This window comes from Halomicrococcus gelatinilyticus, assembly GCA_024227995.1.
Classification (GTDB): Archaea; Halobacteriota; Halobacteria; order Halobacteriales; family Haladaptataceae; genus Halomicrococcus; species Halomicrococcus gelatinilyticus.
The window spans coordinates 92,423-118,547 of record CP100465.1 but is presented as its reverse complement, the minus strand read 5'-3'; the positions used below and the strand labels follow the sequence as shown (position 1 = coordinate 118,547).

Sequence of the window (26,125 nt, the reverse complement as noted above, 5' to 3'; positions counted from 1 at the left end):
TCCGGCGGTGGTCACCGGCTACGGTCGACGGTTGCGGACCCGGTCAGCTCTGGAATTCGTCGAGGTGCGCGTCGACGAACTGGCCGAGGACGGCAGCGAACCCCGTCTGGGAACTCCAGATGGCCGTCTCGCGGCCGCTGTCGTCGAGGACGCTGATGAGGACGGTGTCGTCGTCGATGGAGAGCACGCGCCCCATCGGCGCTTCGTCGGGTTTGTCCGCCGGGTCGAAGACGGGGAGCTCGTCGAACCGCTCGCGGACCGCCTCGTCCTCGCTGACGACGATGACGCTGACGCCCGCCGCCACGCGCTCGCGGAGGGCGTCCTCGATGCTCGACGTCATCAGGTCCGCGGGGCTACCGAGGACCGCACGCTCCTCGGCCTCGGCGACCAGTTGCTCGATGCGGCTCGTGACGCCCTCCTGACCGTGGACGGTCCAGACGTCCTCGCGCTGTTCGTCCTCGCTGGCCTGCTCGCGGGCGGTCTCGAGGTAGTCGAACGCCCGCTCCTCGGTGCGCTCGAAGCGGTTGCGGAGGTGCGAGCGCGCCTCGTCCAGGCTCACGGGCCGGTACTGGATGGGCTTCGACTGCTGGACCTCGACGAGGCCCTCCTCCTGGAGGCTCTCCGCCGCGCCGTACACCTGCGAGCGCGGTACGTCGGTCGACTGATGGATGTCGCGGGCCGTCCCCGTGCCCAGCTTCTGGAGCGCGACGAACACCTTGGCCTCGTAGTTCGACAGTCCGAGCTCCTCGAGGGCCTCGATGGCGTCGCTCTCCTCCATCAGTCCTCACCCGCAGACGGTGCGGTCTCGGTTGCCTTGGTGTCCACGGTGCCGCGAGCGCCCGGACCAAGGTAGCGGGTCCAGACGACCAGCAGGCTCGGGAGCACGAACACACTCGCGAGGAACGCGTAGACGATGGTGAGTCCGGTGATGATGCCGAACTGCTGGAGCGTCGGCAGGATGGCGAAGGCGAGCACGCCGAACCCGCCGACTGTCGTCGCGGCGCTTCCGAGGAGCGCGCCGCCCGTGCCGGTGAGGGCGACGTCCATCGCCTCCCAGACGGAGCCGCGCCGTTCGAGTTCGATGTTGAATCGCTCGGAGAGGTGGATGCTGTAGGCGACCCCCAGCCCGATGGTGAGGCTGGTGATCATCCCCGTCAGCACGTTGAACGACATCCCGATGAGGTACATCGTTCCGAGGATCCACGTCACGCTGAACAGGACCGGCATGAGCGTCACGGCCCCGAGCGTCGCGCTCCCCTCGGTGAGACGGTAGACGAGCATCAGGAACGCGAACACGGCGACCATCGTGATGACGAGGCTCTGGATGACCGTGTCCAGCAACTGCTGCTGGATGATCTCGAACACGATCTGCTGGCCCGTCGCGGTCGCCTCCAGTCCCTCGACCGACGCCGCGACGTCCTCCATCTGGGTCTTGACCGCCGCGCTGCTCGCGCCGCCGTTGATGGCGATGGACATCTTGAGGGCGCGGTACTCGCCGTCCTCGCGGTGGATGACGCTCTCGGCCTCGGACGGTGCGGTCGCGTACAGCGCGTCGTACACCTGCTCGACGTTACGGTCCGGGACGTCGTCGCCGTCGGTGTCCGCCGCGGTGAACGTCGCGTTGAACGACTCGTTGCTGGCCGCGACCTGCCGCATCACCGACAGCGGCCCGGAGGTCGATGGGTTGCCGTTCGGATTGAGGAAGACGACGTCCTTTTCGGCCGCTCGTTCGCGGATGTCGGCCACCTTCTGTAGGGCGTCATCATCCGCAACGCCATTCTGTACCAGGAACTGTGCCTCCGAGTTCTCGTTCTGGAAGTTCTCGTTGACGTACTCCATGTTCGCCTTCGCGGAGTACGTCCCCGGCTTGAACGGCTCCGGGAGGTCTTTCGTCCAGCCCGGCGGGTCCTCCGCGAGGAACTCCTCCTGCGAGAAGCTGGTGTCGACCTGCGTCGCGCCGTACGCGCCGACCGAACTCACGACGAGCGTGAGCGCGATGACGACGAACGGGGCCTTCCGCGCCGCGACCGCGCCGGTCGACAGCGCGCGACCGAGCACGCCGCCGCCGGTGCCGAACGCGCGCTTCCTGCGGTCGAGGCCGCGGTTCTCCAGGAAGCCGTCGATCTCGAGCTTCAGCGCCGGGATGAGGCCGCCGAAGACGACGAGAGCGGCCACGATGCCGACGGAGCTCACGACGCCGAAGTCCTGGATGGGCGGCAGCGGACTCACCAGGTTCGAGAGGAACCCGATGACCGTCGTGGCGGTCACCCACGTCAGCGCCGCGCCGACGCTGACGAGCGCGACGCGCATCGACCCGCGGACGTCCTCGTCGGGGTGCTCCCCGCGCTCCTCGCGATGGCGCATGAAGACGTGGATGGCGTAGTCGATGGACAGGCCGATGAGCAGCACCGGCACCGCGATGAACATCTGGTTGAACGTGATGTTCGCCCAGCCCATGAAGCCGAACGTCCACACGAGCACGGCGACGATGCCGAAGACGCCGAGCACGATGTCGAGCAGGTCGCGGTAGGCGACCAGCAGCGTCAGCAGGACGAACAGCAGCGCCAGCGGTCCGACGATGGCGAGGCTGTCGGCCATCGACTGGTCCATCTCCTCGCTGATGATGCCGGACCCGAAGACGATGGCGTCGCCGTCGAGCGAGTCCTTCGCGATCGTCTGCAGCGCCGTCTGGGACTCGACGATGTCAGTGGAGGCCATCCCCTGGACCGTCTGGCCACCCTGCTGCTGGAAGACGATGAGCATCGTCGCGTTCGCCTCGGTGCTCCCGGGCTCGTACGTCCGCGGCATGAAATTGATAGCCTGCGACGCCATCCCGGTCGCGTTCTCGCTGAGCACCTGCTTCGTGACGGCGTCGATCTGCGACTCGTTCATCGACTGCAGTTGCGACTGCTGCTCGTCGAGGCTCGGCATCGAACCGCTCTGCATCGCGGCCTTCCGCTCCTGCAGCTCCGCGGACTGCTGCTGCAGCGCCTCGAACTCGCTCTTCAGCACGCCCCTCGTCCCGAGCTGGTACACCTGCTGGAACTGCGACTGTATCTCGCCCGTCCGCTGCTGGTACGTCGACTCGTTGACGGCGCCCTGCTCGCGGGCCGCCTCCAGCTGTGCGAGCTCCGACTGGAGCGCGCGCGTCTGCTCGAACGCTTTCGTGAACGTCGCCGTCTGGTTTCCGTTCAGGTCAGCCACCGCGTTCCGGCGCGTCTGGTCGAGCTTCAGTTCCAGCGTCGACGCACGCTCGGTGTACGTCGACTGGTTGATGGCGCCCTGTTCGTACGACTGGTTCAGCGCGTCGTACTGGCCCTGGAGCCGCCGCGTCTTGTTCAGCGCGTCGCCGAGGCCAGCGGCGGTCCGGTTGAGCTGCCGGCTCTTTTGCTGGAGCTGTGCCGCCTGCGCCTGCAGCTTCGCGCCCTTCTCCTGCTGGATGGAAGCAGTCGCGATGAAGTTGGCGATGCCGGAGGTCGGGGTCTCGTTCGCGAGCGTCGGCCCGACCGTCTCGTTCTCCCGCAGTCGCTGCTGGAGTTCGAGCGTGTTCACAAGCGCGTCCTTCGAGAGCACGTCGTCGCCGCGGAGGATGACCTGGACTGGGGTCGTGTCATCCCGCTCGGTGGTGAAGTTCTCCGCGATGTAGGCCTGCTTCTCCGCCGCCTCGCTGTCGCTCTCGAACTGGTCCAGCGAGGACGACTGGTCGACCATCGGCGCGCCGGCCCCGACGAGGACCGTCAGGACCAGCAGGACGGCGATGGTCACGCGGCTATGTTTCGTGACCGTCTCGAACAGTCGGTCTAGCACGCGCGTCCCTCCTCCGGGTTCGGTTCGTCGTTCCGTTCTCGCTGGACCGCGGCCTCAGCCGTCGATACGGGCGTGTCGGCCGGTTCCAGCGTCTCCGGTTCGTTGCTCGATGAGGACATAGTCGTACTGTTGTTAGAAGCCTACTAACAGCTCGGTCAAAAAGATGTGGGTTTTGTCAGGACGATGTGTGGTCGTGTCAGGCGAGAGAGGCTGACGACCGTCGGTCCGCAAAATCGGCAGGAGAAAACGCGCGACAGCGTCCCAACGGAGTCTGCCCGACGGTGGTATCGACGCACCGACGAGACGGATTCCCTGTCGATTCTCGCTGCGTCGACGTTCAGTGACGGTAGCAGCACGGACTCCAGTGGTCGTCGGTGTCGCGTCACGACCGGTCGACCCCACGGTCGCCCGAATCTCCCCCTGACGGCGACCCTCGACGCTGCGTCGGGCGCGTGGGAACCTGTCGGTGACGGAAGACGACCGCCCTGGCGCTCTCCGTCCTTCCCGGGCGCGTCGCGTTCTCCGGCTATCGCGGCGCGGCGTGCAATTTATCAGTGGAGGAAGCGAACGTCGAAGCATGGTACAGTGCGAGATGTGCGGTGCCGAAACGTCGTCGCCGAAGACGATCAAGGTCGAGGGTGCGGAACTCGACGTCTGCGACAACTGCGCGGACTTCGGGACCGAGGTCAAGACGCAGGAGACCTCCTCGACGTCGACGAAGTACTCCACGTCGTCTTCGAGCACGTCCAGCACCAGCAGCAGCAGTAGTTCGAGCACCGGCAGCAGCAGTTCGAGTCGCCGGCGCTCCGACATGTTCGACGACATGGACGAACTGGCGCAGGATTACGACGACCGCATCCGGAACGCCCGGGAGTCGGAAGGACTGAGCCAGGAGGACCTGGCGAAGGACCTCAACGAGAAGGCGAGCCTCATCCGGAAACTCGAACGCGGCGAGACCCTGCCGAGCGACGGCGTCCAGTCGAAACTCGAGAAGAAACTCGACATCAGCCTCTCCGCCGGCGGTGCCGGCGGCGACGAGGAGGAGTGGAGCGGCGGCAGTTCCACCGGCTCCACCACGCTCGGCGACGTCGTGAAACGCAAGGACTGACGGCGCGCCCCGACGTCGACCGGTCCGTCCGCCCTCCGCTGAGACGTCTCTCCGCTACGCCTCGCATTTCCCCTCCTCGCTACGCCTCACCTATCGACGTGCGTGCAAGGAACAGCGGCACGGTTGCGGACGGCGAGGCGGTTACGGATTGCGGGTCGCCGCCGCGACCACCGACTCCGGTGCCACCTGTGCCACCCTCTCCTGCTGCCACCGTCCGTTCTGCGTCGCCGGGACCCGAACGTTAAACCCGTAGCCGTGACCACTCATCGCGTGTCGATGTTCCACGTCGTCGAGCGGGTCGAGGAGGAGGTGCCGCCGATGGTCGCGCTGGCGGTCGCCATCGTCGCCGTCAGCACCAGCGCCATCCTCATCGAGTTCAGCAACGCGCCGAGCGTCGTCAAGGCGTTCTACCGCGTCCTCTTCACGACGCTGTTGCTCGCGCCGTTCGCGGCGACGCGCTACCGGAGCGAACTCCGGGCGTTCTCGGGCCGGGACCTCGTCGTCGCCGTGGTGACCGGCGGCGCGCTCGCGGTCCACTTCGTCACCTGGTTCGCCAGCCTGGACTGGACGACCGTCGCGGCGTCCGTGACGCTCGTGCAGTCCCAGCCACTGTTCGTCGCCGTCGGCGCGTGGGCGCTGCTCGACGAGCGCGTGACGGGCCGGACCGTGGCCGGCATCCTCGTCGCCCTCGTCGGGATGGCGGCGATGACGATCGGCAGCGTGCTCAGTCCCGCGGAGGTCCAGGGTCTGCTCTCGGGCGCGCTGTGGGACGACCTGTTCACCGGCGCGGTGCTCGACTCCACCTCGACGGAGGCGGCGGGGACCAGCCCGCGACCGCTGTACGGTAACGCCCTGGCGGTCGCCGGTGCCGTCGCCGCGGCTGGGTACGTCCTCGCCGGGCGGTCCATCCGCCAGCGCGTCTCGCTCGTCCCCTACGTCACGGTGGTGTACGGCGTCTGTACGGTGGTCCTGTTCGGCGTCGCGCTCGCGAGCGTCGGCCAGGACGCCGTCGCGCTGACGGCCTATCCGCCCGTCGAGTGGGCGCTCTTTCTCGCCATGGCGGTCGGCCCGGGCATCTTCGGACACACCGTCATCAACTGGGCGCTGAAGTACGTCGAGTCGAGCGTCGTCAGCGTCTCGTTGCTCGGTGAACCGGTCGGGAGCACCTTGCTCGCGCTCGTCCTGCTCGGGCAGGTCCCGGGCCTCGCCACCGTCGCCGGCGGCGTCGTCGTGCTCGGCGGCATCTACGTCACCACGACGGCGTCGGGCGCGGGCTAGTACTCCGGGCGCTCCTCGTACTCGATGGGGTCGCGAACGCCGACGTTGCGGAACGCCTGGAGGCGGTACGCGCAGGCGTCGCAGGTGCCACAGGCGGGTTTTTCCTCGCGGTAGCAGCTCCAGGTGTGCTCGTAGGGGACGCCGAGTTCGACGCCGCGTTCGGCGATGTCGGTCTTCGACCACTCGACGAAGGGCGCGACCACGTCGATGTCGGTGTCGGGTCTCGTCCCGACGTCGACCACCGACTGGAACGCCTCGAAGAACGCGGGGCGGCAGTCCGGGTAGCCGGAGTAGTCCTCGCTGTGCGCGCCGACGAACACGGCGTCGCAGTCGTTCGCCTCGGCCGCGGAGACGGCCATCGAGAGCAGGTTGGCGTTCCGGAACGGGACGTACGTGTCCGGCACCTCGTCGGCGTCGAGGTCGGCGTCCGCGACCGCCATCTCCTCGTCGGTGAGGCTGGACCCGCCGACGTCGGCGAGGTGGCTCGTCTCGACGCGGAGGAACGGCGCGTCCAGCAGGTCGGCCTGCTCTTTCGCGCACGCGAACTCCCTGTCTTCCGTCCGCTGGCCGTAGGAGGTGTGCAGGAGGACGGGCTGGTAGCCGCGCTCGCGCGCCTCGTAGGCGGCCGTCGCGCTGTCCATCCCGCCGGAGGCGAGGACGACGGCCCGGTCGTCGGTCGATTCGTCGGCGTTCTCGGTGGCGTCGTTTGCAGTCATGGTCGTCAGGTTCGTGAGTCGGTCGATCGGGGTCTCGGTCAGGTTTCGGGGGCGTCGTTCCAGAGGGTCACGTGCAGTCGGGGCGTGAACCGGTAGCCGTACTCCATCGCCAGGTCGGCGACCCGCTCGCGCGTCTCCGCCAGGCGCTCCCGGGTCGCGCCCTCGGGCATCAACAGGACGTCCTCGTCCGGCACGGGGACGTCGGCCGCGTCCCGGACGCGGGAGACGAGGTCGTCGAGTTCGCGCACGTCGCTCTCGTCGCTGACGACGAACTTCAGTTGCGTCTCGTAGTCCTCGACGAATCGCGCGAGCGTGTCGACGTCGAGCCGTCGCGCCTCGTGGCGGTCGGCCCACTCGCCGTTGCCTTTCGGGTCCCGCTCGGCGGTCGGGGTCGAACTGGCGAGCTTCGGGCTGACGCTGGCGAGGTCGATGGGCACGTCGCGGTGTATGGTGCCGTTCGTCTCGACGGTGACGTGGTGACCCGCTTCGGCGAGGCGGTCGAGCAGGACCGCGACGGCGTCGTGGACCAGCGGCTCCCCGCCGGTGACGACGACGTGGTTGGCGTCGTGGTCGTCCACCTTGGCGAGTATCTCGTCGACCGTCATCGTGGCGTGGGTCGGCTCCCAGGAGGTGTGGTAGGAGTCGCAGAACCAGCAGCGGAGGTTGCAGCCGCTGGTCCGGACGAAGACGCTCGGCGTCCCGGCTAGTTTCCCCTCGCCCTGGAGCGAGTAGAACAGTTCGTTGACGGGGAGCGTCGGCTCTCCCTCCGTCTCCGACCCCGTCGCGTCCGCCTCGCGGTCCGGCGCGTCGCTGGTCACCGGCATGGTCAGAGCGGGCTACCGCCGCAGAGTTCGGCCGTCTCCGCTACCTGCACGCGCACGTCGGAGACGGTCTCGGGGAGGCGCTCGGCGAGTCGCCGCTCCAGTTCGACGCTCATCACCTCGGCGGTCGGCGGCGCGTCGAGCACGACGACGGCGTCGTCGTCGCCGCTCGCTTCGAACGCCTCGACGAGCGGGTCGCCGGCCTCGAGGAGGAACCTGTGGTCCCACTCGGATATTATCGAGGTCACCTCGCCCTTGTCGACGACCCATCCTTCGTCGGTGAGTTCGCCCGTCACGGTCACCGCTATCTCGTAGTTGTGTCCGTGCGGACGACTGCACTTTCCGTCGTGGTGCAGGATGCGATGTCCGGTGCTGATACGGATGGGACGGTCGCGACCGACGTGGAGAACGCGTTCGGTCGCCTCTCCGGATACGATTCCAGCCATATCCGGAGATTATCCGGCGAGTACTTAAGCACACGCAAAGCGAACCGGCACCGACCGTTCAGAGGTCGGCCACCGGTCGCGACCGGACAGGTAGACCTTTTTTCCTCCAGCGAGTGCCTCCGAACGTATGCAGCGAGTCGACATCGAGGACGTGGAACCGCAGAGCATGGGCGAGAGCGACGTCGACCGGCGTGGACTGTCGGACGCGCTCGGGACGACCGATTTCGCCATCAACTACTACGCGCTCGACCCCGGCGAGGCGTTCGCCGGCGGTCTGCACACCCACCTCGACCAGGAGGAGGTCTTCTACGTCGTCGAGGGCACTGCGACCTTCGAGACGAAGGACGAGGCGACAGCCGAGACCGAGACGGTCGAGGTCGGCCCCGACGAGGCCGTCCGGTTCGCACGCGGCGAGTTCCAGCAGGGCCGCAACGAGTCCGACGAGCGCGTCGTCGCGCTGGCGCTCGGCGCGCCCGAACAGTCGACCGACGTCCGGATCCCTCAGCCCTGCCGCGAGTGCGACAGCGACGTGCTCGCCGTCGTGATGACCGACCAGGGGATGTCGCTGGAATGTCCCGACTGCGGTGCGACCGTCGAGACGTAGGCCGGTTCGGTCGCTGCACGGCGTCAGACTCTCACCGCCTCCTGCGGCGGCGATGCAGGGGCGCACGGTAACCTGGCCGTTCCGCTTCCCCTTCGACGGCGTGTTATTTCCGCCGCGGACGTCCGTTCGTCCCTTCGCCGCTGCTGTCTGAATACCGATAGCGGCGGGGAAACTCGAACCGGAACGTGACGGGTTCTTTTAAAAAGTACTTATCAATTCTCGCATGTTACATATTCCCATGGACATCAACTGGAGAGCCGTCCTTACCGGGTTCGTCGTGGCGTTCGTCCTCGGAATACTCGCGGCCTGGCTCGCGCCCGCGATGGCGTGGGTCCAGTCGCTCCCCGGCCTCATCGGCGGCCTCACCGCCGGGTACATGGTCGCCGGCGTGGGACGCGGCGCCGTCCACGGCGGACTCGCCACCGTCATCGGCGCGCTCGTCCTGCTCGTCGTGGGCGTCGTGCTCGGCACCCTGTTCGCCGGACTGGTTCCCGCCACCGCCGGTCTCGTGCTCGGCCTGACCGTCCTGCTCTTCCAGGCCATCCCCGGTGCCGTCGCCGGCGCCGTCGGCGGGTGGGCGAAGGACCGCCGCATGGCGACCCGCGAACCCACCGGTGCCGAGGTGCGCTGACCACCGTGGACCACCTCGCGCTGCAATCTTCCGGGTAGCGAACCGCAGAACCGTTCGATTTTCGTGCAACCGACCCGCGACGAGCCGTGCGTCGGGGTCAGGTCGCCCGTCAGTCGACGAACAGTCGGACGTCGTCCTCGGCAACACTACCTTCCTCGACGTCCGTCTCCGGCACGTCGTCGAACCACTCGACGTCCGGGTCGCCCACTCCGCCGCCGACTCCGCCCGTCACGTCCTCCCGGGCCACGGGAGCGGCCCGGAAGACGACCTGGTACAGCGTCGCGACCGGTTCGCCGTCTTCAAGACGGTAGTCGACGCGTCGCGCACGTTCCACGCGGTCGAGGTCGACGGCGACGCCGGTCAGTTCCTCGACCCCGTCCTGGACGGCGGTCGCGTAGCCGTCGCCGGCCTCAACGGAGAAGGCCGGCGGGGTCCAGCCGTGCGAACCATCGTTCGCAAGCAGGGTCGCCCCGTCGTGGTCGACGATGCCGACGACGGCGTGGCTGGTCCAGGTGTCGCCACGCGTTCGCGGACCTCCTCGTACTCCTCCCGGCCGAGGACGAACTCCTCCTCGACGAACTCGACGTTCGCCCGGTCGCGCAGGGATTCCGGGTCGGAGAGCGATTCCGTGAGTGATGCGCCGTCGTCTCGTGTTTGACCATCCGACACGTGTGGAAAGTCGTGGGAATCGACTGGCGGTCCGACTCATCAGTCGCGGTCGCCCAGGTGCCTCGTCGTCGGTGACCGGTGCCGTGCGCCGCTGGTTGTCTGCCACGCGGTACCGATAGCCGCCGCTAGTCACGCCGATACGCATGTGGGCCGTCCGTAGTCGGCTCCGGTCACGGGAATCCGAGCGTCGGAGAAGTAGCTATGGGAAACTGGTAGATAAAGGGACAGATTTTATCACACAACTTTCTATATTTAAATATTTGGCTCGTGGGGTGATAGATACTTTGGTGGTGAGCGTGGCCAGGACGAACGACACCGCCGCAAGCCGTCAACCCGAACGTGTCCAGCCCGCCGGCGCGTCGGGGTCGAACACGCGCCTGTGCCCACCCTTGCCGCCGCCTGCAACCGCTTCTCGTACTGTCGAGCCGTCGTCACGTCTTCGACCAGTTGCCGTGCACGTCACCGTACGGCAACTGGTCGTGCCCGTGACGCGCTGGAACACGAAATAGCTAGAGCAGGAGCGTCACACAACCCCTAAACCGCCGGGCGACGCTGGACGAACCATGGACATCGACGCCGACCAGCTCGAGGCGCGACTGATGAGCCACGGGGTCTACGTCACGTCGCTCGACGTCGAGGTGGACAGTCTGGCGATCACGTACGAGTCGGTCACCGCCGGCCAGACCGGCGCGGTCCCTCACCGCGAGGTCGGCCGCGTCATCAACGTCGTCCGCGACCTGGCGGAGTCGCCGGTCGCCATCCGCGGCACCGTGACCGACCTCGACGACGACCTCGTCGGCGACTGGCACGCCGAGGCGGACTGGCTCCGGGCGCTGGAAGCCGGTGACCTCTCGGAGGTCGAGTTCTCCCAGCGCGTGCTCGAGACCATCGACCACGCCTGACCGTCGCCTTCGTTCACCAGTTCCGCCGCCAGGGCTTTCGTGAGCGGCGTGCAACGGACGTGCATGGCACGGGGAGTCCTGGTTCCGACGGACGGGTCGCCGCTGTCCTACGACGCGCTCGAACACGCCCTGACGGCGCACCCGGACGGGGACGTCGTCCTGCTACACGTCGTCGACCCGCGGTTCACCAGCTACGGCGAAGACGAACTGCATCCAGACCGCATCTTCGACGGCCTGTCCGACCTCGCCGACGAGCACGGCGTCGAGCCGACGACCGCCGTCCGCGTCGGTCACCCGAAGCGCGAGATCGTCGCGTACAGCGAGCGCGACGAGATCGACGAGGTGGTCCTGGGGAGCCACGGCCGCGAGCGAGCCTCGCGCATCCTCCTGGGGAGCGTCGCGGAGGCCGTCCTGCGGCGGGCGCCGGTCCCCGTCACGCTCGTCCGTCCCCATCAGCGGACCGGCGAGCAGCACCTCCTCGTCGCGACGGACGGCTCGCCGCAGGCCCGCGACGCGCTGGGGTACGCCCTCTCGACGTACCCGGACGTGGAGATAACCGTCCTCCACGCTATCGACCCGCTGGAGACCCACTACGGCGACGGACAGCTCGTCCACACCGAGGCCGAGTACGAGGAGATCGAGGCGGAGAACGAGGAGCTGTTCGACGAGGAGCGCGAACTCGCCGACGAGTACGGCGTCGAGATACGGACCGCGACGGCCGTCGGGTCCGACCCGAACGTCCCCGCCCGCACCATCCTGGAGTACGTCGACGACCACGACGTCGACCACGTCGTGATGGGAAGCCACGGCCGCACCGGCGTGACGCGGGTGCTCCTGGGGAGCGTCGCCGAGACCGTGGCGCGGCGGTCGCCGGCACCCGTCACCGTCGTCCGGTAGATTCCGGGCGGCAGGCGGACGACCGTCCGGAAAGCCATCCCGGTCGGGTCGTCACGCGAACGACTGCAGGCTCTGTTCCTCGTGGTCGGCGAGGAACCGCTCGATGCGGTCCCGCCGCCAGCCCAGCGGCGACAGCACGCTCGCGGCGGCCCGGAGCAGGCGCTCGCGGTAGAAATCGGCGTCGTACGTCGTCGGCTCCTCGACCGCCAGCCGTACCCGGTCGCGGGACCGCTTGTCGTCGTCGACGACGACGAACGAGACGTCCTGACCCGGCGCGCGCGTCAGGCCGAGGTCGGCCGCGCGGTCGAGCGCCGCCACGCTCCGGGTCGCCTGGTCGTACTCCTCGCGCGGCTTCGACACGCGCCGCGTGACGACGAGGTCGGCCGGGTCGACCGCACCGCGCCGGAGACGGTCGAGCCACGACCGCAGTTCCGCGCAGACCGGTTCCGGCTCCCGGTGTGCGTCGAGCGCCGCGACGAGCGCGCGCTGGGCGTCCGCGACGAACGGCGGCGTGCTGCGCTGGCGGCACTCGACGCCGCGGTACCTGTACTCCACCTCGTCCGCCGCCTCGTCCGCGACCTTCCCGAAGTACTTCGTCAGCGCGCCGGCCTCGGAGTCGCGCAGCGGGACGAACGCGACCCAGTCGTAGCGGGCCTCGCGTTCGAGGCGGACGTCGACGCGCTCGGAGATGCGGTCGGTCAGCGCGTCGAGCGACGTCTGCTCGGCGCCGTCCATCGGCGTCACCCAGACGCTGTCGACGATGCCGTGGACGACGCGCCAGCCGGCGTCCTCCAGCATCGACTTGGTCTCCAGGAGTATCTCCCGCGCGAACGCGTTGATCGCCTCGTGGCACTCGATGCGACCGAACTTCGCGTTCGAGAAGCCCTGGTAGCCGAAGCAGGAGACGAGGATCCACTTGATGGCGTTCGACCGCCCCTCGAGTTCGGCGCGGCGGTCGGGGTCCTCGGTGTCCTGCAGTTCGGTCTTGATGGCGTCGCGGTCCGCGACGAGCGGTTCGAGGACGTCCGGGAGGTATCCCCGCTCGTCGCAGATGCCGTACCCCAGCTCCGGGACGTCCCCGCGGTCGGCGTGGCACGAACAGCGCGTCGTCTCCGGGCTCACGTTGCGCGTGACGATGACGTTGGGGTACAGCGACGAGAAGTCGAGTTCGTGGACGTCCTCGTGCAGGCCGACGTCCGGCGCGAACGTGACGCCGCCGCGGTCGGCGTCCCGGAGCTGGCGCATCGTCTTGAACTGCTCGTGGCGCCAGGACCGCCACGGCACGAGCACGCCGCGGCGGCGGGCCTCCCGCACCTGGATGGCGGTCAGGATGGTGCCGATGGACGACCACGACAGCTCCTGCAGCGGCTTCCCCGAGCGTTCGACGAGGTCGAGGCAGCCGTCGAGGTTCGTCTGGTTCCACATGAACGTGTTCGACCGGTCGACGACGACGCGTCCGGGAACGTCGTAGCGGGCGGGCGAGTGGCCGACGCGCCCGTAGCTCTCGTACGTCGACTCGCCGGCGAGCCGTTCCCAGCCCGGGAGTCGCCCGAACTGCAGGTCGACGTCGAACCGTTCGGCCTGCCGGGCGAGCTCGGGCACCAGGTCAGCGGTGTTGACGACGAGCACGTCCGGGTCCGCACGGTCGAGTCGCCCGGCCAGCGCTTCGAGCACGGCACCGCCCCCGCCCGACACCGTGCGGTCGCCCACCGAGAGCTCCGTCACCGTCTCGCTCGCGAGTTCCGTCTCCGGGACCGCGACGTCGAGGGTGTCCAGGTCGCGGTCGGGCGTCGGCGTCAGCCCCTCCTCCAGGCAGTAGCGGAACTCCCGCGAGAGGTCGACGTTGTAGCAGCGGTACTCGCCGGGGCTGCCCCAGTCGCGCACCGTACGCGCGACGGTCGTCACCGCGTCGAGGTCGGCGACGTCGACCTGGAGCACCGGTTCGGGGTCGTGGCGGAACGACACGCGCTCCTCGACGACCCGAACCCGTTCGACGGCAGGGTGCTCGCGGAGCGTCCGCCGGGCGGTGTCGAGGTCACCGTCGCCGTGCGCAGAGACGTAGATGGTCGGCGCGTAGGCGTCGTCGACCGCGTACTCGGCACCGTCGTCGGCGAGCGACCACCGGAGGACGTCGCCGCCGCGGTAGTCTATCTTGAACACCATGTCAGCGGTCGGCGTTGGGGTCGTCCTCGGCGTTGAGGTCGTCTTCGAGGTGGTCGACGCGCTCCTCGAGGTCGTCGAGGCGCTTCTGCTGTTCGAGCGCGACCGACACGAGCACGGTCACCTCGACGCGCTGGTGGTTCTGGACGCCGGCCGCGTCGGCGTGCGCGCGGGCGTGCTCGAACAGGCGGTCGAACGCCGCCCGGTCGCCGCGGCGGAGCGCCCGCCGGTAGTCCGACCACCGCGACTCCATCGCCGAGAGCACGTCGCGATACGTCGGGTCAGTTCGCCCCACCGGCCGACACCTCCGTTGGCGTCGTCGCGGTCGCGGCCGCCGGATGCCGGGTCGCGAGCACCTGCCGCCAGTAGGCGAGCGTCGTCTGCACGGTGCCGTCGCCGTGCGGGTAGACGAGCGTCTCGAAGTCGTCACCCGCGAACCGCGGCCCGAACGCCGTGATCTCACAGCGGACGACGTCGTCGACGACGTCCAGCAGTTCGGCCGCGAACGGCGTCCCGGCGGTGCGCGTCAGGACGACCGGCACCCCCTCGCGCTCGGCCACGTCCGCCACGAGCGACGTCGCAGCGGAACAGAGCCGTTCGGCCTCGCTCTCGGCGAGGTCGTCCGAGCGGTAGCACCAGTCGAACGCCGGTGCGACGACGAGCGACGCCTCCGCCGGGAACGCGTCGTCGAGGTCCCGCAGGAGCGCCTGGTGCTGCCACGGCGTGAACGCGCGGGCGATGGCGACGCGTTCGAGGAGGCGAAGGTTCGGTGCGATGCGGGCGAGCGGGCGGGTCGTGCCCTCGTCGCGGGCGTCGACCCAGACCGCCGTCCCGTCGTCGACGAGGAGGTGGTCGAGGACGAGCGAGTGCAGCGCGCCCGTCGCGCGGTCGTCGACCTCGAGCAGCGTGACCCCCGGGTCGAGACGGGGGACGCGTGGACTTCGATGCCGTTCTATCATACCACCTGAACGTACTGGCGGCGACCACATAGGCGAGACCGTGTCGTTTCCGGAGGTTCCGAAACCGGTGAACGTCCGGAACGAGTTCCACGATTCTCGTGAAACACGGCGACTGCGGTGCGTCGACCGCCGGGCGACCGCGTCGCGAAACGTTGCCGATTCCGTGTCCGACAGTGGTTGCGCCCGGAGTAGCCGCGGTATCCACCGGAACTGTCACGCTGCCGGAAGCGTCACTCTGCTGGGAACGGCGCTCACCACGTATCCCCGTACTCGCCGACTTCGGCAACCATTGCACTCGTCAGTCTCCGGCAACCTCCGTTCCGAAGAAAGCGACGGGAGTCGGTCGTCACGACGACGAGGACGTCGACGCTACCGCGGACGATACGTCCGCGCGCGGTTCTTCCCCTCGGCGACCACGAGCCGGTAGTGGTCCATCTTCGAGAGATAGTTGCGGACCGTCCGTCGCGTCTTCGGGTCGTCGACCCGCTCGGCGTAGCGGTCGTACAGCTCGCCGGGGGAGAGTTCGCCCTCGTCCTGGAGGATGTCGTAGAGCGCGCGCTGGTGCGGCGTGAGCTGTTCGACCGTCTTCTGGCGGACCTCGTCGCGGCCTTCCGGGACGGCCTCGCGGACGACGTCCGTCGTGATGCGGTCGCGGCCGTCCTGGTCGGCCCGCCGGGCGGCGTTCCGGAGGATGCTGATGGCGACCCGGGCGTCGCCCGCGGCGGCGTCCGCGATGAGCGCCAGCTCCTGCTCGTCGATGGCGTCCTCGGCCAGCCCCCAGCGCGCCCGCGCGCCGAGGATGGAGACGAGTTCCTCGAGGGGATACTTGTCGAAGGCGATGCGGACGCAGGTCTGTAGCCGGCTCGTCAGCCGGTCGTCGAGCTGGGAGAACAGCTCCTGCTCGCGGTTGGCGATGAGGACCGTCGTGATCGAGGGCATCCGGTAGAGGTCGTAGAGGACGCTTTTGTCCTCCAGCTGGTCGACCTCGTCGAGGATGACGACGAACTGCGGGCCGTCGTACTCCCGGAGGCGGTCCAGCAGCTCGTCCTTCGGCGTCGACCGCCGGTGGACGTCGACGGTCCGGTCGACGGCGTCGAGCAGCCGGTAGAGCACCTGGAAGCGCGTGTAGTCCTGCCAGCAGTTGACGTACTGCGTGTTGATGTCGAGGACGTTCTCCCGCAGCCGTTCCAGGGTGTACTTCGCGATGCAGGTCTTGCCCGCGCCGGACGGCCCGAGCAGCAGCGACGTCTCGCCGGGCCGTCCGGCCATGATGGGCTTCAGCGTGTCCGAGAGCCGGTTCACCTCGGGGTTGCGATGCTCGACCTCCTCGGGGATGAACTGCGGCTGGAGCACGCGAGCATCGCGTATCATCGTTCGTCCGGTAGTATCATCGCCCGGGTATTAAACGGAAGCGGGTGCGTTCCGATAGTTCCGATACCGCTCGCGACGGGGCGGTCGGAGACGAACGCAAGGGCGCAATCCGTCGCACCCGCGGTCGCGTCGTCCGGTGGCGGTCGGACCCGAATATTCATGTCCGAGCGGTGGGACGTTCCGGTATCGTGAGCGCGACGCGCCAGTTGACCGAACCGCACGTCCTCGCGCACACCAAGCGGCGGCTCTTCCCCGACGCCGACGCGACCGACGCGTACGCGGTGGTCGACACGCAGTTCGCGCGAACCAGCTGGGTCGCCGAAGCGGAGATCGACGCGGCGGTCACGCAGACGCTCGCGCCGTTCAACCACGTCCAGATCGGCTCCGGCTACCCGGACCTCGTCGGCGTGCGGAACCTGGACTCCGACCTCCTCGCCGTCGAGCGGTTCGGCGACAGCCCACCGCTCGTCGTCGTCGAGGCCAAGGGCTACACCGGGAGCGGCACCGTCGACGTCGAGCGCGGCATCGTCCAGGCCCACGACCGCCTCCACGAGGCGAACGCCGCCTACGTCGCCGCCCCTGCACGGGCGATATCGCAGTCGAATCGGGCGCTCGCCCGTGAACTGAACGTCGGCGTCCTGGGCGTCGACGCAGGCGGATCGGTCGAGTCGCTGGAGGTTCCCCGCGTGGTCGGCAACCGGACGGCCGACGAGGCGCGGTCGATCCGCTTCCAGGCGAGCGCACAGGGCGTCGCGAACAAGTCCTTCGGCCTGAACCACCCCAAGAACTACCTGGCGTACCCGCTGGCGCTCTACCACCCGGACGACACCGCGTCCGTACTGTGCGAGTACGTCGTCGCCGCGACAGACGACGCCCGCGCCGGCGCCGCGTTCCTCGACCTCGTCGACGTCGGTCCGACGCGGGAGCGGCTGACGCCGCTGGGGCGGGAGGTCGTCCGCTTCGCCCGCCGCGAGTATGGCAGCGTCGACGCAGCGCTCCGCACGTTCGACGACTGGAAGCGGTCGCGAAAGCGGTTCTGCGACCTCGCGCCGAAGTGGGGGCTGCTCACCCGCCGCGTCGTCTACGACTACCCGGCGACGCAGCTGCTCGTCGAGGAACTCCAGCGCATGCACGAGGACGGCATCCCCGAACCGACGCTCGTGGAGGTCGTCGAGTACCTCCACGAGCTCCACCCGTCGTTCACCGTGGAACTGTTCGTCCGCGGCGACGAGAACGTCCGCGGACGCGTCCTGGACGCCGACGGCGAGTTACAGCGGGCGGCGCTCGAAGAGGGGGTCGTCTACCACTCGCCGACCGTCTTCCAGCTCAAGGCGATGCTGTACCACGCCGGTATCCTGACGACGCGCGGGGCCGGGCCCTCGAACCTGGACCCGACGGCCGACACGTGGGCGCTCCGCGAGTCGGTCGTCTGATTCCGGGGCCGACCGCTGGCTCCCGGCATCACAAGGACCGAACGGCCACGAACAGCGGGTGCGGCAGCGATTCGGACGGGGAGTGACCGTCGATTCCCTCGAACTACTCTGCCGCAGGGGTCGTCCCCGACGTCCGACGGCGTCGCAGCAGTTGGCCGACCACGCCTCCGAACGAGGCGAACGCGAGCGGATACACCACGCCGACGAGGAGTATCGCGGGGACGAACTCCGGGCCGCTGCCGTCGATCTGGAACGCGAGCGCTCCGACGAGCGCGCACAACAGGTAGCCACCCGTTACGGCGACGCCGCTCTTCATCGCCGCGTCTTGCGCGGAGGCGGCGGCGTGTCGGACGGCCACGGCGGCGCCGGCGACGAACAGCAGGACGGGCGGGAGCAGGTACAGGAGTTCGAGGGTCCCCTCCCCGCTCTGGACGAGGTCGACGAACCGCGGTCCAGCGGGGCCGAACTGGAGTTTCGAGTCGACGAAGTGACCGCCGTAGTAGAGCCAGCCGACGACCTTCCAGGCCGGGACCGGGTCGGAGCCGAAGAACTCGGCGACGGTGTTGAGCGGTCGGAGCGTCTCCGTGACCGCCTGGGCCTTCCAGAGGTACGTCGCGAGGTAGCCGACCAGGTACGCGCCGACACCCGCGAGGGTTCCGCTCGCGACCGGGAACGAGGAGGTGGTCGTGTTCGAAGATGCGGACATCGACGGAGCCATCGACCGCGCCGACTGATAAGTGTATCGTTATCGATGCATAAATTTAAGTCTGCTTTCTTATGAAATCCAGCTGATACGAACGACGTGGAAGCGCCCAGGTAGCGATACGAACGTCCAACGCCGTACCACTCGCCGGTGTCATCGACCCCGGCAAGCTTCTCCTCACACGCGTGTCCTATTACCCCCACGTGTGTTCGGGGTGGTATGAGCGACGACACCGACGACCGTTCGTTCGCGACCGACTCGCTACACGCCGGCCAGGAGCCAGACCCCGCGACCGGGTCCCGGGCGCCGCCGCTCTACCAGACCTCGTCGTACGTCTTCGAGGACGCCGACGACGCCGCAGCGCAGTTCGCGCTGGAGGAGCCGGGGTACATCTACTCCCGGCTGATGAACCCGACGCTGGAGACGCTCCAGGAGCGGCTCGCCACCCTGGAGGGCGGCGTCGGCGCCGCCGTGACCGGCTCCGGGATGGCCGCGTTCGACCTCACCACCTTCCTGCTCGCGTCGGCGGGCGACAACGTCGTCTCCTCGTCGTCGCTGTACGGCGGCACCTACACCTACCTCACCCACACCGTCGAACGGCGCGGCGTCTCAACCCGGTTCGTGGACGCGCTCGACTACGAGGGGTACGCGGACGCCATCGACGAGGACACCGCCTTCGTCCACCTCGAGACCATCGGGAACCCGGCGCTCGACACGCCGGACATCCGGCGCGTCGCCGACATCGCCCACGACAACGGCGCGCCGCTGCTGGTCGACAACACGTTCGCGACGCCCTACCTCTGCCGGCCGCTGGAGCACGGCGCCGACCTCGTGTGGAACTCGACGACGAAGTGGCTCCACGGGTCCGGCACGACCGTCGGCGGCGTGGTCGTCGACGGCGGCAGCTTCCCGTGGGCCGAGCACGCCGACGAGTACCCCGAGCTCGCCCGGGACAACCCGGCGTACCACGGCGTCAACTTCGCGGAGACGTTCGGCGACGCCGCGTTCACGTACGCCGCCATCGCCCGCGGCCTGCGCGACCTGGGCAACCAGCAGGCTCCCTTCGACGCCTGGCAGACCCTCCAGGGGCTGGAGACGCTGCCGCTCCGGATGGACCGCCACTGCGAGAACGCGATGGTCGTCGCCGAGTTCCTCGACGACCACGACGACGTCGCGTGGGTGAACTACCCCGGCCTCGACTCCCACCCGACCCACGACAACGCCAGCGAGTACCTCGACGGCGGCTACGGCGGGATGATAACCTTCGGCCTGGCGGGCGGCTACGACGCCGCCCAGAAGACCGTGGAATCGACGGACCTCGCAAGCCTGCTCGCCAACGTCGGCGACGCCAAGACGCTCGTCATCCACCCGGCCAGCACCACCCACCAGCAGCTCACCAAGGCCGAGCGCGAAGCGTCCGGCGTGACCGACGACCTCGTCCGCCTCTCGGTGGGCATCGAGGACCCCGGCGACATCGTCGCCGACCTGGCGGCCGCCATCGACGCCGCGACGTAGACCCCTCCTATCGTCGGACGAGAAATATCTTACTCGCTGTCAGGGGGAGCCAGTTACACGCCAACTGCCGCGTTCCTGCGCGCCGACACCCGTGACCCGGAGGACCCGTCGACGGGTGGAAGGTGGGGGACCTGTCATCGAGTCACCATCTCGGCTCGCCCGGTAAATGCTTTCTCGTCGGCAGAATCCGGGGCGCTGGAATGGAGTGACGGTACGGGTCCGACGCCTGACGCGCGCTTCCGCCGAGACCGTCCGGCAACACGTACGCACGTGGCCTCTCCTCCGAGCAAGCTGTGCGACACGCCGGCGAGAGGCGGTTCCGGACGCGTCCGTCGCTACTGGTACAGCTCCTTCTTGAGCTGTTGCCGTTCGCTCCATCGCCGCTGGGCCGCCTTGTCCGGCGCACGGATGAACAGGAACTGCACGCTGTACTCCTCCTGCTCGATGCCGTTGGACTCCTCCTCGACGGGCGTCAGCACGCCCTCGAACGGATACGTGCCGTCTGTCCCCAGCGCGTTCAGCACGTTGGTCCGCGACGACCAGTTGTCGAGGGAGGTGACGCCCTGGAACTTCACGTCGTCCTCGATGCCCGTCACGGTGATGAACTTCTTGCCGTCCTCGAACCTGCCGTCGTAGGGCTGCAGCAGCACCTCCGAGGAGAACCGGTACATCCCCTCCCAGTTCCCGTTGCTGCCGTGGAGGTCGGCGACGCTCGGGATACCTTCGTCGTCGAGGACGTCATTTATCACCCGCTTCGTCTGGAACAGTTCGTCGTCGAAGTTGATCTCCTTGATGCCGTCCCTGTCGACGTCGCTGGCGAAGTGTTCCCGCAGACTGCCGACGAGCGCACCGAGTTTCCCCTCGGTCTCCGGCGGGACTCCGCCACCTGACCTGGTCCCGATCGGAATGCCTCCCTCGTACCGTTCGTGAAAGACCTGCTCGATGTGAGACCCCGAGATGTACATGACGTGTCTGTACTGGCTCATGGTCTCTGGTCGGATACACCACACTTAAATTATGGTTGAATTCTCGACGATATTTTCAATACAGGGACCAACCCGTTACGGATTCGTATCCCTCTACCGACTCGATTCCGGAGTCTGGAAACCGTCGCGGCTCACGTCTCTCGTATCGATAAGGTCGATCCAGCGACAGCACGCGATGACTGCTTACTGTCAACTCTCGTGTCGAAGGTTCGGGTGAAGGGACGGCGAGGAGAAGAGCGGCCGTGTGGGACGACACGTCTACGGTCGCCCGTGGTCGCCTCGCGTGGCGGTGTCTGGTCACGTCCGCCAGTCACGAACGACAGCGCCGACACCGACACTCCCGACGACGAAGCCGACGACGCTCCCGAGGACCGGGACGACGTTCGTGAGGCCGGCCACCAGCGCCCCGAGGCCCAGCGCGAGCCAGCGACTCTCGACGACCCGTCCGAACAGCGCCAGGTACCCCAGGGCGCTCCCGACGACGCCGACGACGGCGACGGCCAACACCAGCGGAATCACCAGCACGATTCCGACGACGGTGATCGCCAGAAGGACCGTCGTGCCGACGAACAGGACGAGGACGGCGAGCCCCCAGCCGAAGCAGGCGACCGGCTCGTCGGATATCTGGTCGACGATACGGTCGGTGTAGTCCGGTGCGGCAGCCAGCAGGAGTCCGCCCACGACGAGCGTGGAGAGCCCCCCGCCGACGACCCGGGCGAGCGGCGAGACCGAGGGCGTCTCGACGCCCGGCGCGGGCTGGCCGGCGACGACCACGGGGACGAACGCGAACACGAGGCCCAGGCGAGCGAGCCATCGGGACGGCGATGCCATACCTCAATCGTTCGGTGTCCGGTCACGTAGTACTGGTGCAACGACGACCGCATCCGAACGGGAGAGCGGGCGACCGCCGTCAGCGCGAGTCGTCACCCGCCGCCGCCGGCGACGCCGCTGCCGATCGCCGCGCCGCAGTCGTTGCAGGCGACGACGTAGAATCGTTTCGAGGACCGGAACAGTCCCGCCATCTTCGCGTCGAGGTCGAGGAACTCCACGTCCGATTCCTCGGATATCTCGCCGTCACATTCAGGGCAGTGAACCATGCTGACAGGGCTACCAGCGGACGTGGTAAATGTTTTCTGTACACACCGTTCGTCGGCCGCCCTCCTCGTCTCGAACCGGGAGTCGATAGTCCAGAACTGACGCTCCCACGCTCGCGACGCAGACGAGGGCACCTGCGCAGATTCTACCGTCGCCGGCGCTCCACTTCGGTGAGAACGACCAGGAGTCCGTCGAGAGCGTTGCGCAGGTGGTAGTGGAACGTGGTCTCCGCGACGCCCATCGAGTCGGCGACGGCACTCGCGGTACTCGTCCGCGGCCACTCGAAGTAGCCCGCGTGGTAGGCGCGGTAGAGCGCTTCCCGCTGGCGGTCGGTCAACTGGTCTTCGATCGACTGGCGGAGCTCTCTCGCCTTCCGGACGGGGCGTTCGAACTCGCGCTGGGCGACGAGCGTCGATTCGGGGTACGTGGACCGTAGCCGGCCGACCAGCCGCCGGACGTCCGTGGTCCGTGGCACCTCGATGCGGAACCGCCCCCGTCCGTCGTCGACGTGTCCCGACGTGAGCATCGCACCGTGGTCCGTTATCTCGTTCAACGCCGGGCCTCTCATCACGAACTCCACGAGCCCCTCGTCGCCGCCGTCGGCGAGCGTCCGGACCCGTTCCACGTCCGGGTCGTCTGCCGCGACTTCGTCGAGCGCGCACGGCGGCGTTCCGTCGACGCCGAGATAGACGCTCCAGTCGCCGGACTCCGACGCGACGTACCCCGTCACCGTGAGCTCGCAGTCGAGGCGGTCGGACGCACGGACGAACACCAGTCGGGAGTCGGTGACCTCGAACTCCAGTTCGACGACCGCGTCGGCGAACAGCAGGTTGCGGTTCTCGATGGCACTGATGGCGAACCCGACCGCCTTCCCGAGCGTCTCGAACCCCGCCTGTTCGCGCCGGCTGAACGCGAGCGGACGGGTCGCGTAGACGACGAGGAGACCGTAGGTCGTGTCGCCGTGGACGAGCGGGACGGCGGCGGCCGACTGGATGCCGCGGTCGAGTGCCGCCTCGCGCCACGGTTCGAACGTCGGGTCGGTGCGGACGTCCTGGCTCACCTGCACCTCGCCGGTGCGGAGCGCGCGGCCACCTGGCCCTTGCCCGGTCTCGGTGTCGGTGGTCGTGATCGGCACCGACTCGACGTATCCGTCGTCGATGCCCGCGCTGGCCCGCGACCGGATGCGGTGGCCGTCCGTCTCCGGTTCGCCGATCCAGGCGAACTGGTACAGTTCGGACTCGGCGAGGCGTTCACAGACCGTCTGCTCGATCGCGTCGCGCGTGGGCGTCTCGACCAGCTCCTGGGTGACCTCGAGCAGGAGTCCGTTGATCCGGTTCAGCGTCTCCAGCTCGTCGCGCTGGCGCAGGAGGTCGCGCTCGTACTCCTTGCGTTCGGTGACGTCGCGGATCGTCCCGACGCTTCCGCGGAACTCGCCGTCCGGTGGGGGGTGCGGTCGATACCGTGCTTCGAGGTGGACCCTCTCGCCGTCGGGCGTCGTGGTCGTCCCCTCGACCACGCCAGTTCCGAGGTCACCGCTCACGACGCGGTCGCGCATCTCGTCGGCGAGCGCGCGCTGGTCGTCGAAGACGAACAGGTCCATGACGTTCGTCCCCAGAAGTTGGTCGCGCGACCGACCGACCATCCCGCAGAGCGCCTCGTTGACGTACGAGAACTCGAGGTTCTCGTCGAGAGTGTACACCCCGTCGCAGGTCGTCTCGACGATCGTCTCGTAGCGTTCCCGTTCGCGCTCGGTGCGCTGTGCCCGGTGGTGACCGCGCACGTCGCGGACGACGCAGACGACGCCGTCCTCGGCCGACCGCAGGGAGAGCTCGACCGGAACGGTCTCACCACCTCGCCGTGCCTCCCCCGCGCCACGCCACGAGTCCGTCTCCTGCACTCGCGTCAGCAGTTCGCGTTCGTCGAATTCGGCGTCGAGCCGGTACAGCGTCGCCCACGCGGTCCCGAGCAGCGCTTCGGCGTCGGCGTAGCCGTGAATCTCCGCGAGCGCGTCGTTCGCGAAGACGTACTCGCTGTCCGCTACCACCCCCACACCGTCGATCGACGTGGCAGCCACGTCACGCCAGCCAATCGACGGACGTGCTGACTCGGCCATACGAGAGCTACCATGCTACTGTTTATCAAGGTTCGTGCCGGGTCGGCAGCTCCGTCTCGGCCGCACCCCACGCTCCGGGCCGTGACGCCGTGAGCGAGCAGGCAAGACCCCGCCGTCCGCGGTGCTCGCCCGGTCCGCCCGGCAGTTGTTCGACGGCCGCCGAGGACGACCGGCTTCAGGCCATCGGTGGCTCGACGACGCCGAGCTGGGCGAGCACGCCGACGTCGTCTCGCTGCCCCCACGCCTCGACGATCTCTCCGTCCTCGACGCGGACGACGCGCATACCCGAGAGGTCGACCGTCTCGCCCGTCGGCTCGATGCCCTCGTACTCCCCCTCGTGCGTCCCGGAACCCGAGTACCTGACCGCAACCATGTCGTCCTCCGCGATCACGTCCTCGAAGGCGATCGTGAGGTCGGGAAACGCCTCGTACGTCTCCGTCAGGTAGTCGCGATACTCGTCCAGCCCGTGCAGTTCCTCGCGACCACCGTGGAAGTGGACGACGAAATCGTCGGCGAAGATCTCGGGCAGGACCGCCTGGTCCTTGTCGTTGACCATGTCCTCGACGCGTCGGACGTGTTCTTTGTTTGCCTGTGGTGTCGTCATGGTGTTCTGCCCCGGCACGGTACTACCTGACAGTGTTGCTTCAACACCCTCTAGAGGTGGCTCTAGTCGGGCACGACCAGCGCGGGTGGTAGCGCGGTCGACGCGCCCGCTGACCGGGTCGGAGACCGTGAGCCGATACCGCCGGAAGCGAGCCCTAGTGCTACTTTGAGACGCACTTTTTGAACGGACGGACGGTGGCTGGACCGTGGGTGACCTGACAGATGGCAGAAACTACGACGGAACCTGAACGGCTCGTCAACGCCTACGTCGACGTGTGGAACGAACGGAACTACGCGCGGATACCGGACCTCGTCTCGGAGTCGTTCGCGATGTACGACCCGGCCGCACCCGGCGGTGAGGTCCACGGCCGCGACGGCCTGGCGGAGTTCATCCGGGGCGTGGTCGCTGGCTTTCCGGACTTCCACGTGACGGTCGTCGACGTGGTCTCCGACGACGGTCTCGTGATGTACGAGGGCGAGATCAGCATGACCCACGAGGGGGAGTTCGACGGCATCCCGCCGACCGGCCGGACGGTCGAGATTCGCGAGATGTCCAAGTTCCTCGTCGCGGACGACGAGGTGCAGGAACACCGGGCGTACTTCGACCAGCAGGAAATCTTCGAACAGCTTGGACTGGTAGACGACGGCGACTGATCGGCTACGGCGACCGGCCGCCGTCGTCCGTCTGACCGCCGTCGCCCATCTGCCCGCCGTTGTTCATTGCGTCAGGCGCAGGACGCGCACCCGGACAGGCCCTAGTGCTACTTTGAGGCACGCTTCTTTGGAACACCAATCGAGGCTTGAGACGCTCTCGGTTCGAGAGCGGGAGTGGAGATGACGACACCGACAGCGGTCGTCCGTCGATACACGGACGCGGGATACAACGAGAACAACCCTGCGATCATCGAGGAGACGGTCGCCGACGACGTCGTCGTGCACGGCCTTCACGGGGTCGACGCTCCCGTCCGGGGCGTCGCCGCCTACGTCGACCGGGCAGGCGACCTGCTGAAGGCGATTCCCGACGCACACGCCGAGATAGAATCGTTGCTCTCGGAGGACGACACGGTGGCGGTCCACCGGACGAAGGGCGGCACGATGGAGGGCGACCGGCGAGACGTTCGACGTCCGGGCGCTCGCCCTCCTCCGCATCGAAGACGGCCAGGCCGCCGAGAAGTGGTACAACGCCGACGAGGTCGGCATGATGGAACCGCTCGGTCTACGAGACTGGGAGAACGGTAGCGCCAGACTGCGGACACCTGTCTACGGCCATGACCACGGACACCAGCGAACCGACGGAGGCACACACGA

The 26,125-nt window shown here is 68.2% G+C and carries 27 protein-coding genes; 10 read left to right on the top strand and 17 right to left on the bottom strand.

The features are described 5' to 3' along the window. Nucleotides 1-43: 43 nt before the first annotated feature. From NKT36_RS00590 to NKT36_RS00580, 3 genes are read right to left on the bottom strand one after another with little or no spacing between them, the layout of a single operon-like run. Nucleotides 44-778, bottom strand: coding sequence for a TrmB family transcriptional regulator (locus NKT36_RS00590; protein ID WP_327052010.1), 735 nt, complete (start codon nucleotides 776-778; stop codon nucleotides 44-46). Then, complete coding sequence (locus NKT36_RS00585) at nucleotides 778-3,807, bottom strand: MMPL family transporter (RefSeq protein WP_327052009.1); 3,030 nt, start codon at nucleotides 3,805-3,807, stop codon at nucleotides 778-780. The genes NKT36_RS00590 and NKT36_RS00585 overlap by 1 nt, the downstream gene beginning before the upstream one ends. Continuing rightward, nucleotides 3,801-3,926 (bottom strand): hypothetical protein, encoded by a 126-nt coding sequence (locus tag NKT36_RS00580; RefSeq protein ID WP_327052008.1) that lies wholly within the window; start codon nucleotides 3,924-3,926, stop codon nucleotides 3,801-3,803. The genes NKT36_RS00585 and NKT36_RS00580 overlap by 7 nt, the downstream gene beginning before the upstream one ends. Before the next feature lie 458 nt (nucleotides 3,927-4,384). Here NKT36_RS00580 and NKT36_RS00575 point away from each other — a divergent pair, with 458 nt between their 5' ends. Together NKT36_RS00575 and NKT36_RS00570 are read left to right on the top strand one after the other, a co-directional pair. Next, nucleotides 4,385-4,915, top strand: coding sequence for a multiprotein bridging factor aMBF1 (locus NKT36_RS00575; RefSeq protein WP_327052007.1), 531 nt, complete (start codon nucleotides 4,385-4,387; stop codon nucleotides 4,913-4,915). 276 nt (nucleotides 4,916-5,191) lie between these two features. Beyond that, nucleotides 5,192-6,193, top strand: a complete 1,002-nt coding sequence (locus tag NKT36_RS00570) for a DMT family transporter (RefSeq protein ID WP_327053408.1) — start codon at nucleotides 5,192-5,194, stop codon at nucleotides 6,191-6,193. Here the strand turns inward: NKT36_RS00570 and queC are convergent. Genes queC through NKT36_RS00555 form a run of 3 tightly spaced genes read right to left on the bottom strand, consistent with a single transcriptional unit; the run spans nucleotide 6,190 to nucleotide 8,176 of the window. Continuing rightward, complete coding sequence (gene queC, locus NKT36_RS00565; protein ID WP_327052006.1) at nucleotides 6,190-6,909, bottom strand: 7-cyano-7-deazaguanine synthase QueC; 720 nt, start codon at nucleotides 6,907-6,909, stop codon at nucleotides 6,190-6,192. The two genes, NKT36_RS00570 and queC, sit on opposite strands and share 4 nt — an antisense overlap. Before the next feature lie 38 nt (nucleotides 6,910-6,947). Next, nucleotides 6,948-7,733, bottom strand: a complete 786-nt coding sequence (locus NKT36_RS00560) for a 7-carboxy-7-deazaguanine synthase QueE (protein WP_327052005.1) — start codon at nucleotides 7,731-7,733, stop codon at nucleotides 6,948-6,950. Nucleotides 7,734-7,735: 2 nt separating this feature from the next. Further along, on the bottom strand, nucleotides 7,736-8,176 hold the full coding sequence (locus NKT36_RS00555; protein ID WP_327052004.1) for a 6-pyruvoyl trahydropterin synthase family protein: 441 nt from the start codon (nucleotides 8,174-8,176) through the stop codon (nucleotides 7,736-7,738). A 127-nt stretch (nucleotides 8,177-8,303) separates the two neighbouring features. On the opposite strand from NKT36_RS00555, the gene NKT36_RS00550 reads away from it, so the two are divergent. Next, a complete protein-coding gene (locus NKT36_RS00550; RefSeq protein WP_327052003.1) occupies nucleotides 8,304-8,780 on the top strand; it encodes a cupin domain-containing protein in 477 nt (158 codons plus the stop codon). 238 nt (nucleotides 8,781-9,018) lie between these two features. After that, nucleotides 9,019-9,411 carry a DUF5518 domain-containing protein gene (locus NKT36_RS00545; RefSeq protein WP_327052002.1) on the top strand — a complete coding sequence of 131 codons (393 nt, stop codon included), beginning with the start codon at nucleotides 9,019-9,021 and terminating at the stop codon, nucleotides 9,409-9,411. 109 nt (nucleotides 9,412-9,520) lie between these two features. On the opposite strand, the gene NKT36_RS00540 is transcribed toward NKT36_RS00545, so the two are convergent. Beyond that, the gene (locus NKT36_RS00540) at nucleotides 9,521-9,745 is read right to left on the bottom strand and encodes a hypothetical protein (RefSeq protein ID WP_327052001.1); all 225 of its coding nucleotides are present in this window, start codon (nucleotides 9,743-9,745) and stop codon (nucleotides 9,521-9,523) included. A gap of 898 nt (nucleotides 9,746-10,643) precedes the next feature. Here NKT36_RS00540 and NKT36_RS00535 point away from each other — a divergent pair. Together NKT36_RS00535 and NKT36_RS00530 are read left to right on the top strand one after the other, a co-directional pair. Then, a complete protein-coding gene (locus NKT36_RS00535; RefSeq protein ID WP_327052000.1) occupies nucleotides 10,644-10,982 on the top strand; it encodes a hypothetical protein in 339 nt (112 codons plus the stop codon). Between the two features lie 63 nt (nucleotides 10,983-11,045). Beyond that, the gene (locus NKT36_RS00530) at nucleotides 11,046-11,879 is read left to right on the top strand and encodes a universal stress protein (RefSeq protein WP_327051999.1); all 834 of its coding nucleotides are present in this window, start codon (nucleotides 11,046-11,048) and stop codon (nucleotides 11,877-11,879) included. A gap of 51 nt (nucleotides 11,880-11,930) precedes the next feature. Here NKT36_RS00530 and NKT36_RS00525 read toward each other — a convergent pair whose 3' ends face one another. From NKT36_RS00525 to NKT36_RS00510, 4 genes are all read right to left on the bottom strand, one after another. Further along, on the bottom strand, nucleotides 11,931-14,042 hold the full coding sequence (locus NKT36_RS00525; RefSeq protein ID WP_327051998.1) for a type B DNA-directed DNA polymerase: 2,112 nt from the start codon (nucleotides 14,040-14,042) through the stop codon (nucleotides 11,931-11,933). Between the two features lies 1 nt (nucleotide 14,043). Then, nucleotides 14,044-14,334 (bottom strand): hypothetical protein, encoded by a 291-nt coding sequence (locus NKT36_RS00520; RefSeq protein ID WP_327051997.1) that lies wholly within the window; start codon nucleotides 14,332-14,334, stop codon nucleotides 14,044-14,046. Continuing rightward, on the bottom strand, nucleotides 14,321-14,998 hold the full coding sequence (locus NKT36_RS00515; RefSeq protein ID WP_327051996.1) for a hypothetical protein: 678 nt from the start codon (nucleotides 14,996-14,998) through the stop codon (nucleotides 14,321-14,323). The genes NKT36_RS00520 and NKT36_RS00515 overlap by 14 nt, the downstream gene beginning before the upstream one ends. 369 nt (nucleotides 14,999-15,367) lie before the next feature. Further along, a complete protein-coding gene (locus tag NKT36_RS00510) occupies nucleotides 15,368-16,369 on the bottom strand; it encodes a Cdc6/Cdc18 family protein (protein ID WP_327051995.1) in 1,002 nt (333 codons plus the stop codon). Between the two features lie 185 nt (nucleotides 16,370-16,554). On the opposite strand from NKT36_RS00510, the gene NKT36_RS00505 reads away from it, so the two are divergent. Beyond that, nucleotides 16,555-17,802 carry a hypothetical protein gene (locus NKT36_RS00505; RefSeq protein WP_407652222.1) on the top strand — a complete coding sequence of 416 codons (1,248 nt, stop codon included), beginning with the start codon at nucleotides 16,555-16,557 and terminating at the stop codon, nucleotides 17,800-17,802. Nucleotides 17,803-17,905: 103 nt separating this feature from the next. Here NKT36_RS00505 and NKT36_RS00500 read toward each other — a convergent pair whose 3' ends face one another. After that, nucleotides 17,906-18,508, bottom strand: a complete 603-nt coding sequence (locus NKT36_RS00500; RefSeq protein WP_327051993.1) for a hypothetical protein — start codon at nucleotides 18,506-18,508, stop codon at nucleotides 17,906-17,908. Nucleotides 18,509-18,724: 216 nt separating this feature from the next. Here NKT36_RS00500 and NKT36_RS00495 point away from each other — a divergent pair, with 216 nt between their 5' ends. Next, on the top strand, nucleotides 18,725-20,020 hold the full coding sequence (locus NKT36_RS00495) for an O-acetylhomoserine aminocarboxypropyltransferase/cysteine synthase family protein (protein ID WP_327051992.1): 1,296 nt from the start codon (nucleotides 18,725-18,727) through the stop codon (nucleotides 20,018-20,020). 335 nt (nucleotides 20,021-20,355) lie between these two features. Here the strand turns inward: NKT36_RS00495 and NKT36_RS00490 are convergent, their stop codons facing one another. The 5 genes from NKT36_RS00490 to NKT36_RS00470 all read right to left on the bottom strand — a co-directional run bounded on the left by NKT36_RS00490 (nucleotide 20,356) and on the right by NKT36_RS00470 (nucleotide 24,818). Next, complete coding sequence (locus tag NKT36_RS00490) at nucleotides 20,356-21,006, bottom strand: hypothetical protein (protein ID WP_327051991.1); 651 nt, start codon at nucleotides 21,004-21,006, stop codon at nucleotides 20,356-20,358. A gap of 297 nt (nucleotides 21,007-21,303) precedes the next feature. Continuing rightward, on the bottom strand, nucleotides 21,304-21,837 hold the full coding sequence (locus NKT36_RS00485; protein ID WP_327051990.1) for a hypothetical protein: 534 nt from the start codon (nucleotides 21,835-21,837) through the stop codon (nucleotides 21,304-21,306). 92 nt (nucleotides 21,838-21,929) lie between these two features. Beyond that, a complete protein-coding gene (locus NKT36_RS00480) occupies nucleotides 21,930-22,103 on the bottom strand; it encodes a hypothetical protein (protein ID WP_327051989.1) in 174 nt (57 codons plus the stop codon). A gap of 143 nt (nucleotides 22,104-22,246) precedes the next feature. Beyond that, entirely contained in the window at nucleotides 22,247-24,151 is a 1,905-nt protein-coding gene (locus NKT36_RS00475) for a bacterio-opsin activator domain-containing protein (RefSeq protein WP_407652189.1), read from the bottom strand. A 238-nt stretch (nucleotides 24,152-24,389) separates the two neighbouring features. Next, entirely contained in the window at nucleotides 24,390-24,818 is a 429-nt protein-coding gene (locus NKT36_RS00470; RefSeq protein ID WP_327051987.1) for an ester cyclase, read from the bottom strand. A 221-nt stretch (nucleotides 24,819-25,039) separates the two neighbouring features. Between NKT36_RS00470 and NKT36_RS00465 the strand changes: the two genes are divergently transcribed. Both NKT36_RS00465 and NKT36_RS00460 read left to right on the top strand, forming a co-directional pair. Continuing rightward, nucleotides 25,040-25,471 carry an ester cyclase gene (locus NKT36_RS00465; RefSeq protein WP_327051986.1) on the top strand — a complete coding sequence of 144 codons (432 nt, stop codon included), beginning with the start codon at nucleotides 25,040-25,042 and terminating at the stop codon, nucleotides 25,469-25,471. A 180-nt stretch (nucleotides 25,472-25,651) separates the two neighbouring features. Beyond that, nucleotides 25,652-26,056, top strand: coding sequence for an ester cyclase (locus tag NKT36_RS00460; RefSeq protein WP_327051985.1), 405 nt, complete (start codon nucleotides 25,652-25,654; stop codon nucleotides 26,054-26,056). Nucleotides 26,057-26,125: the final 69 nt, after the last annotated feature.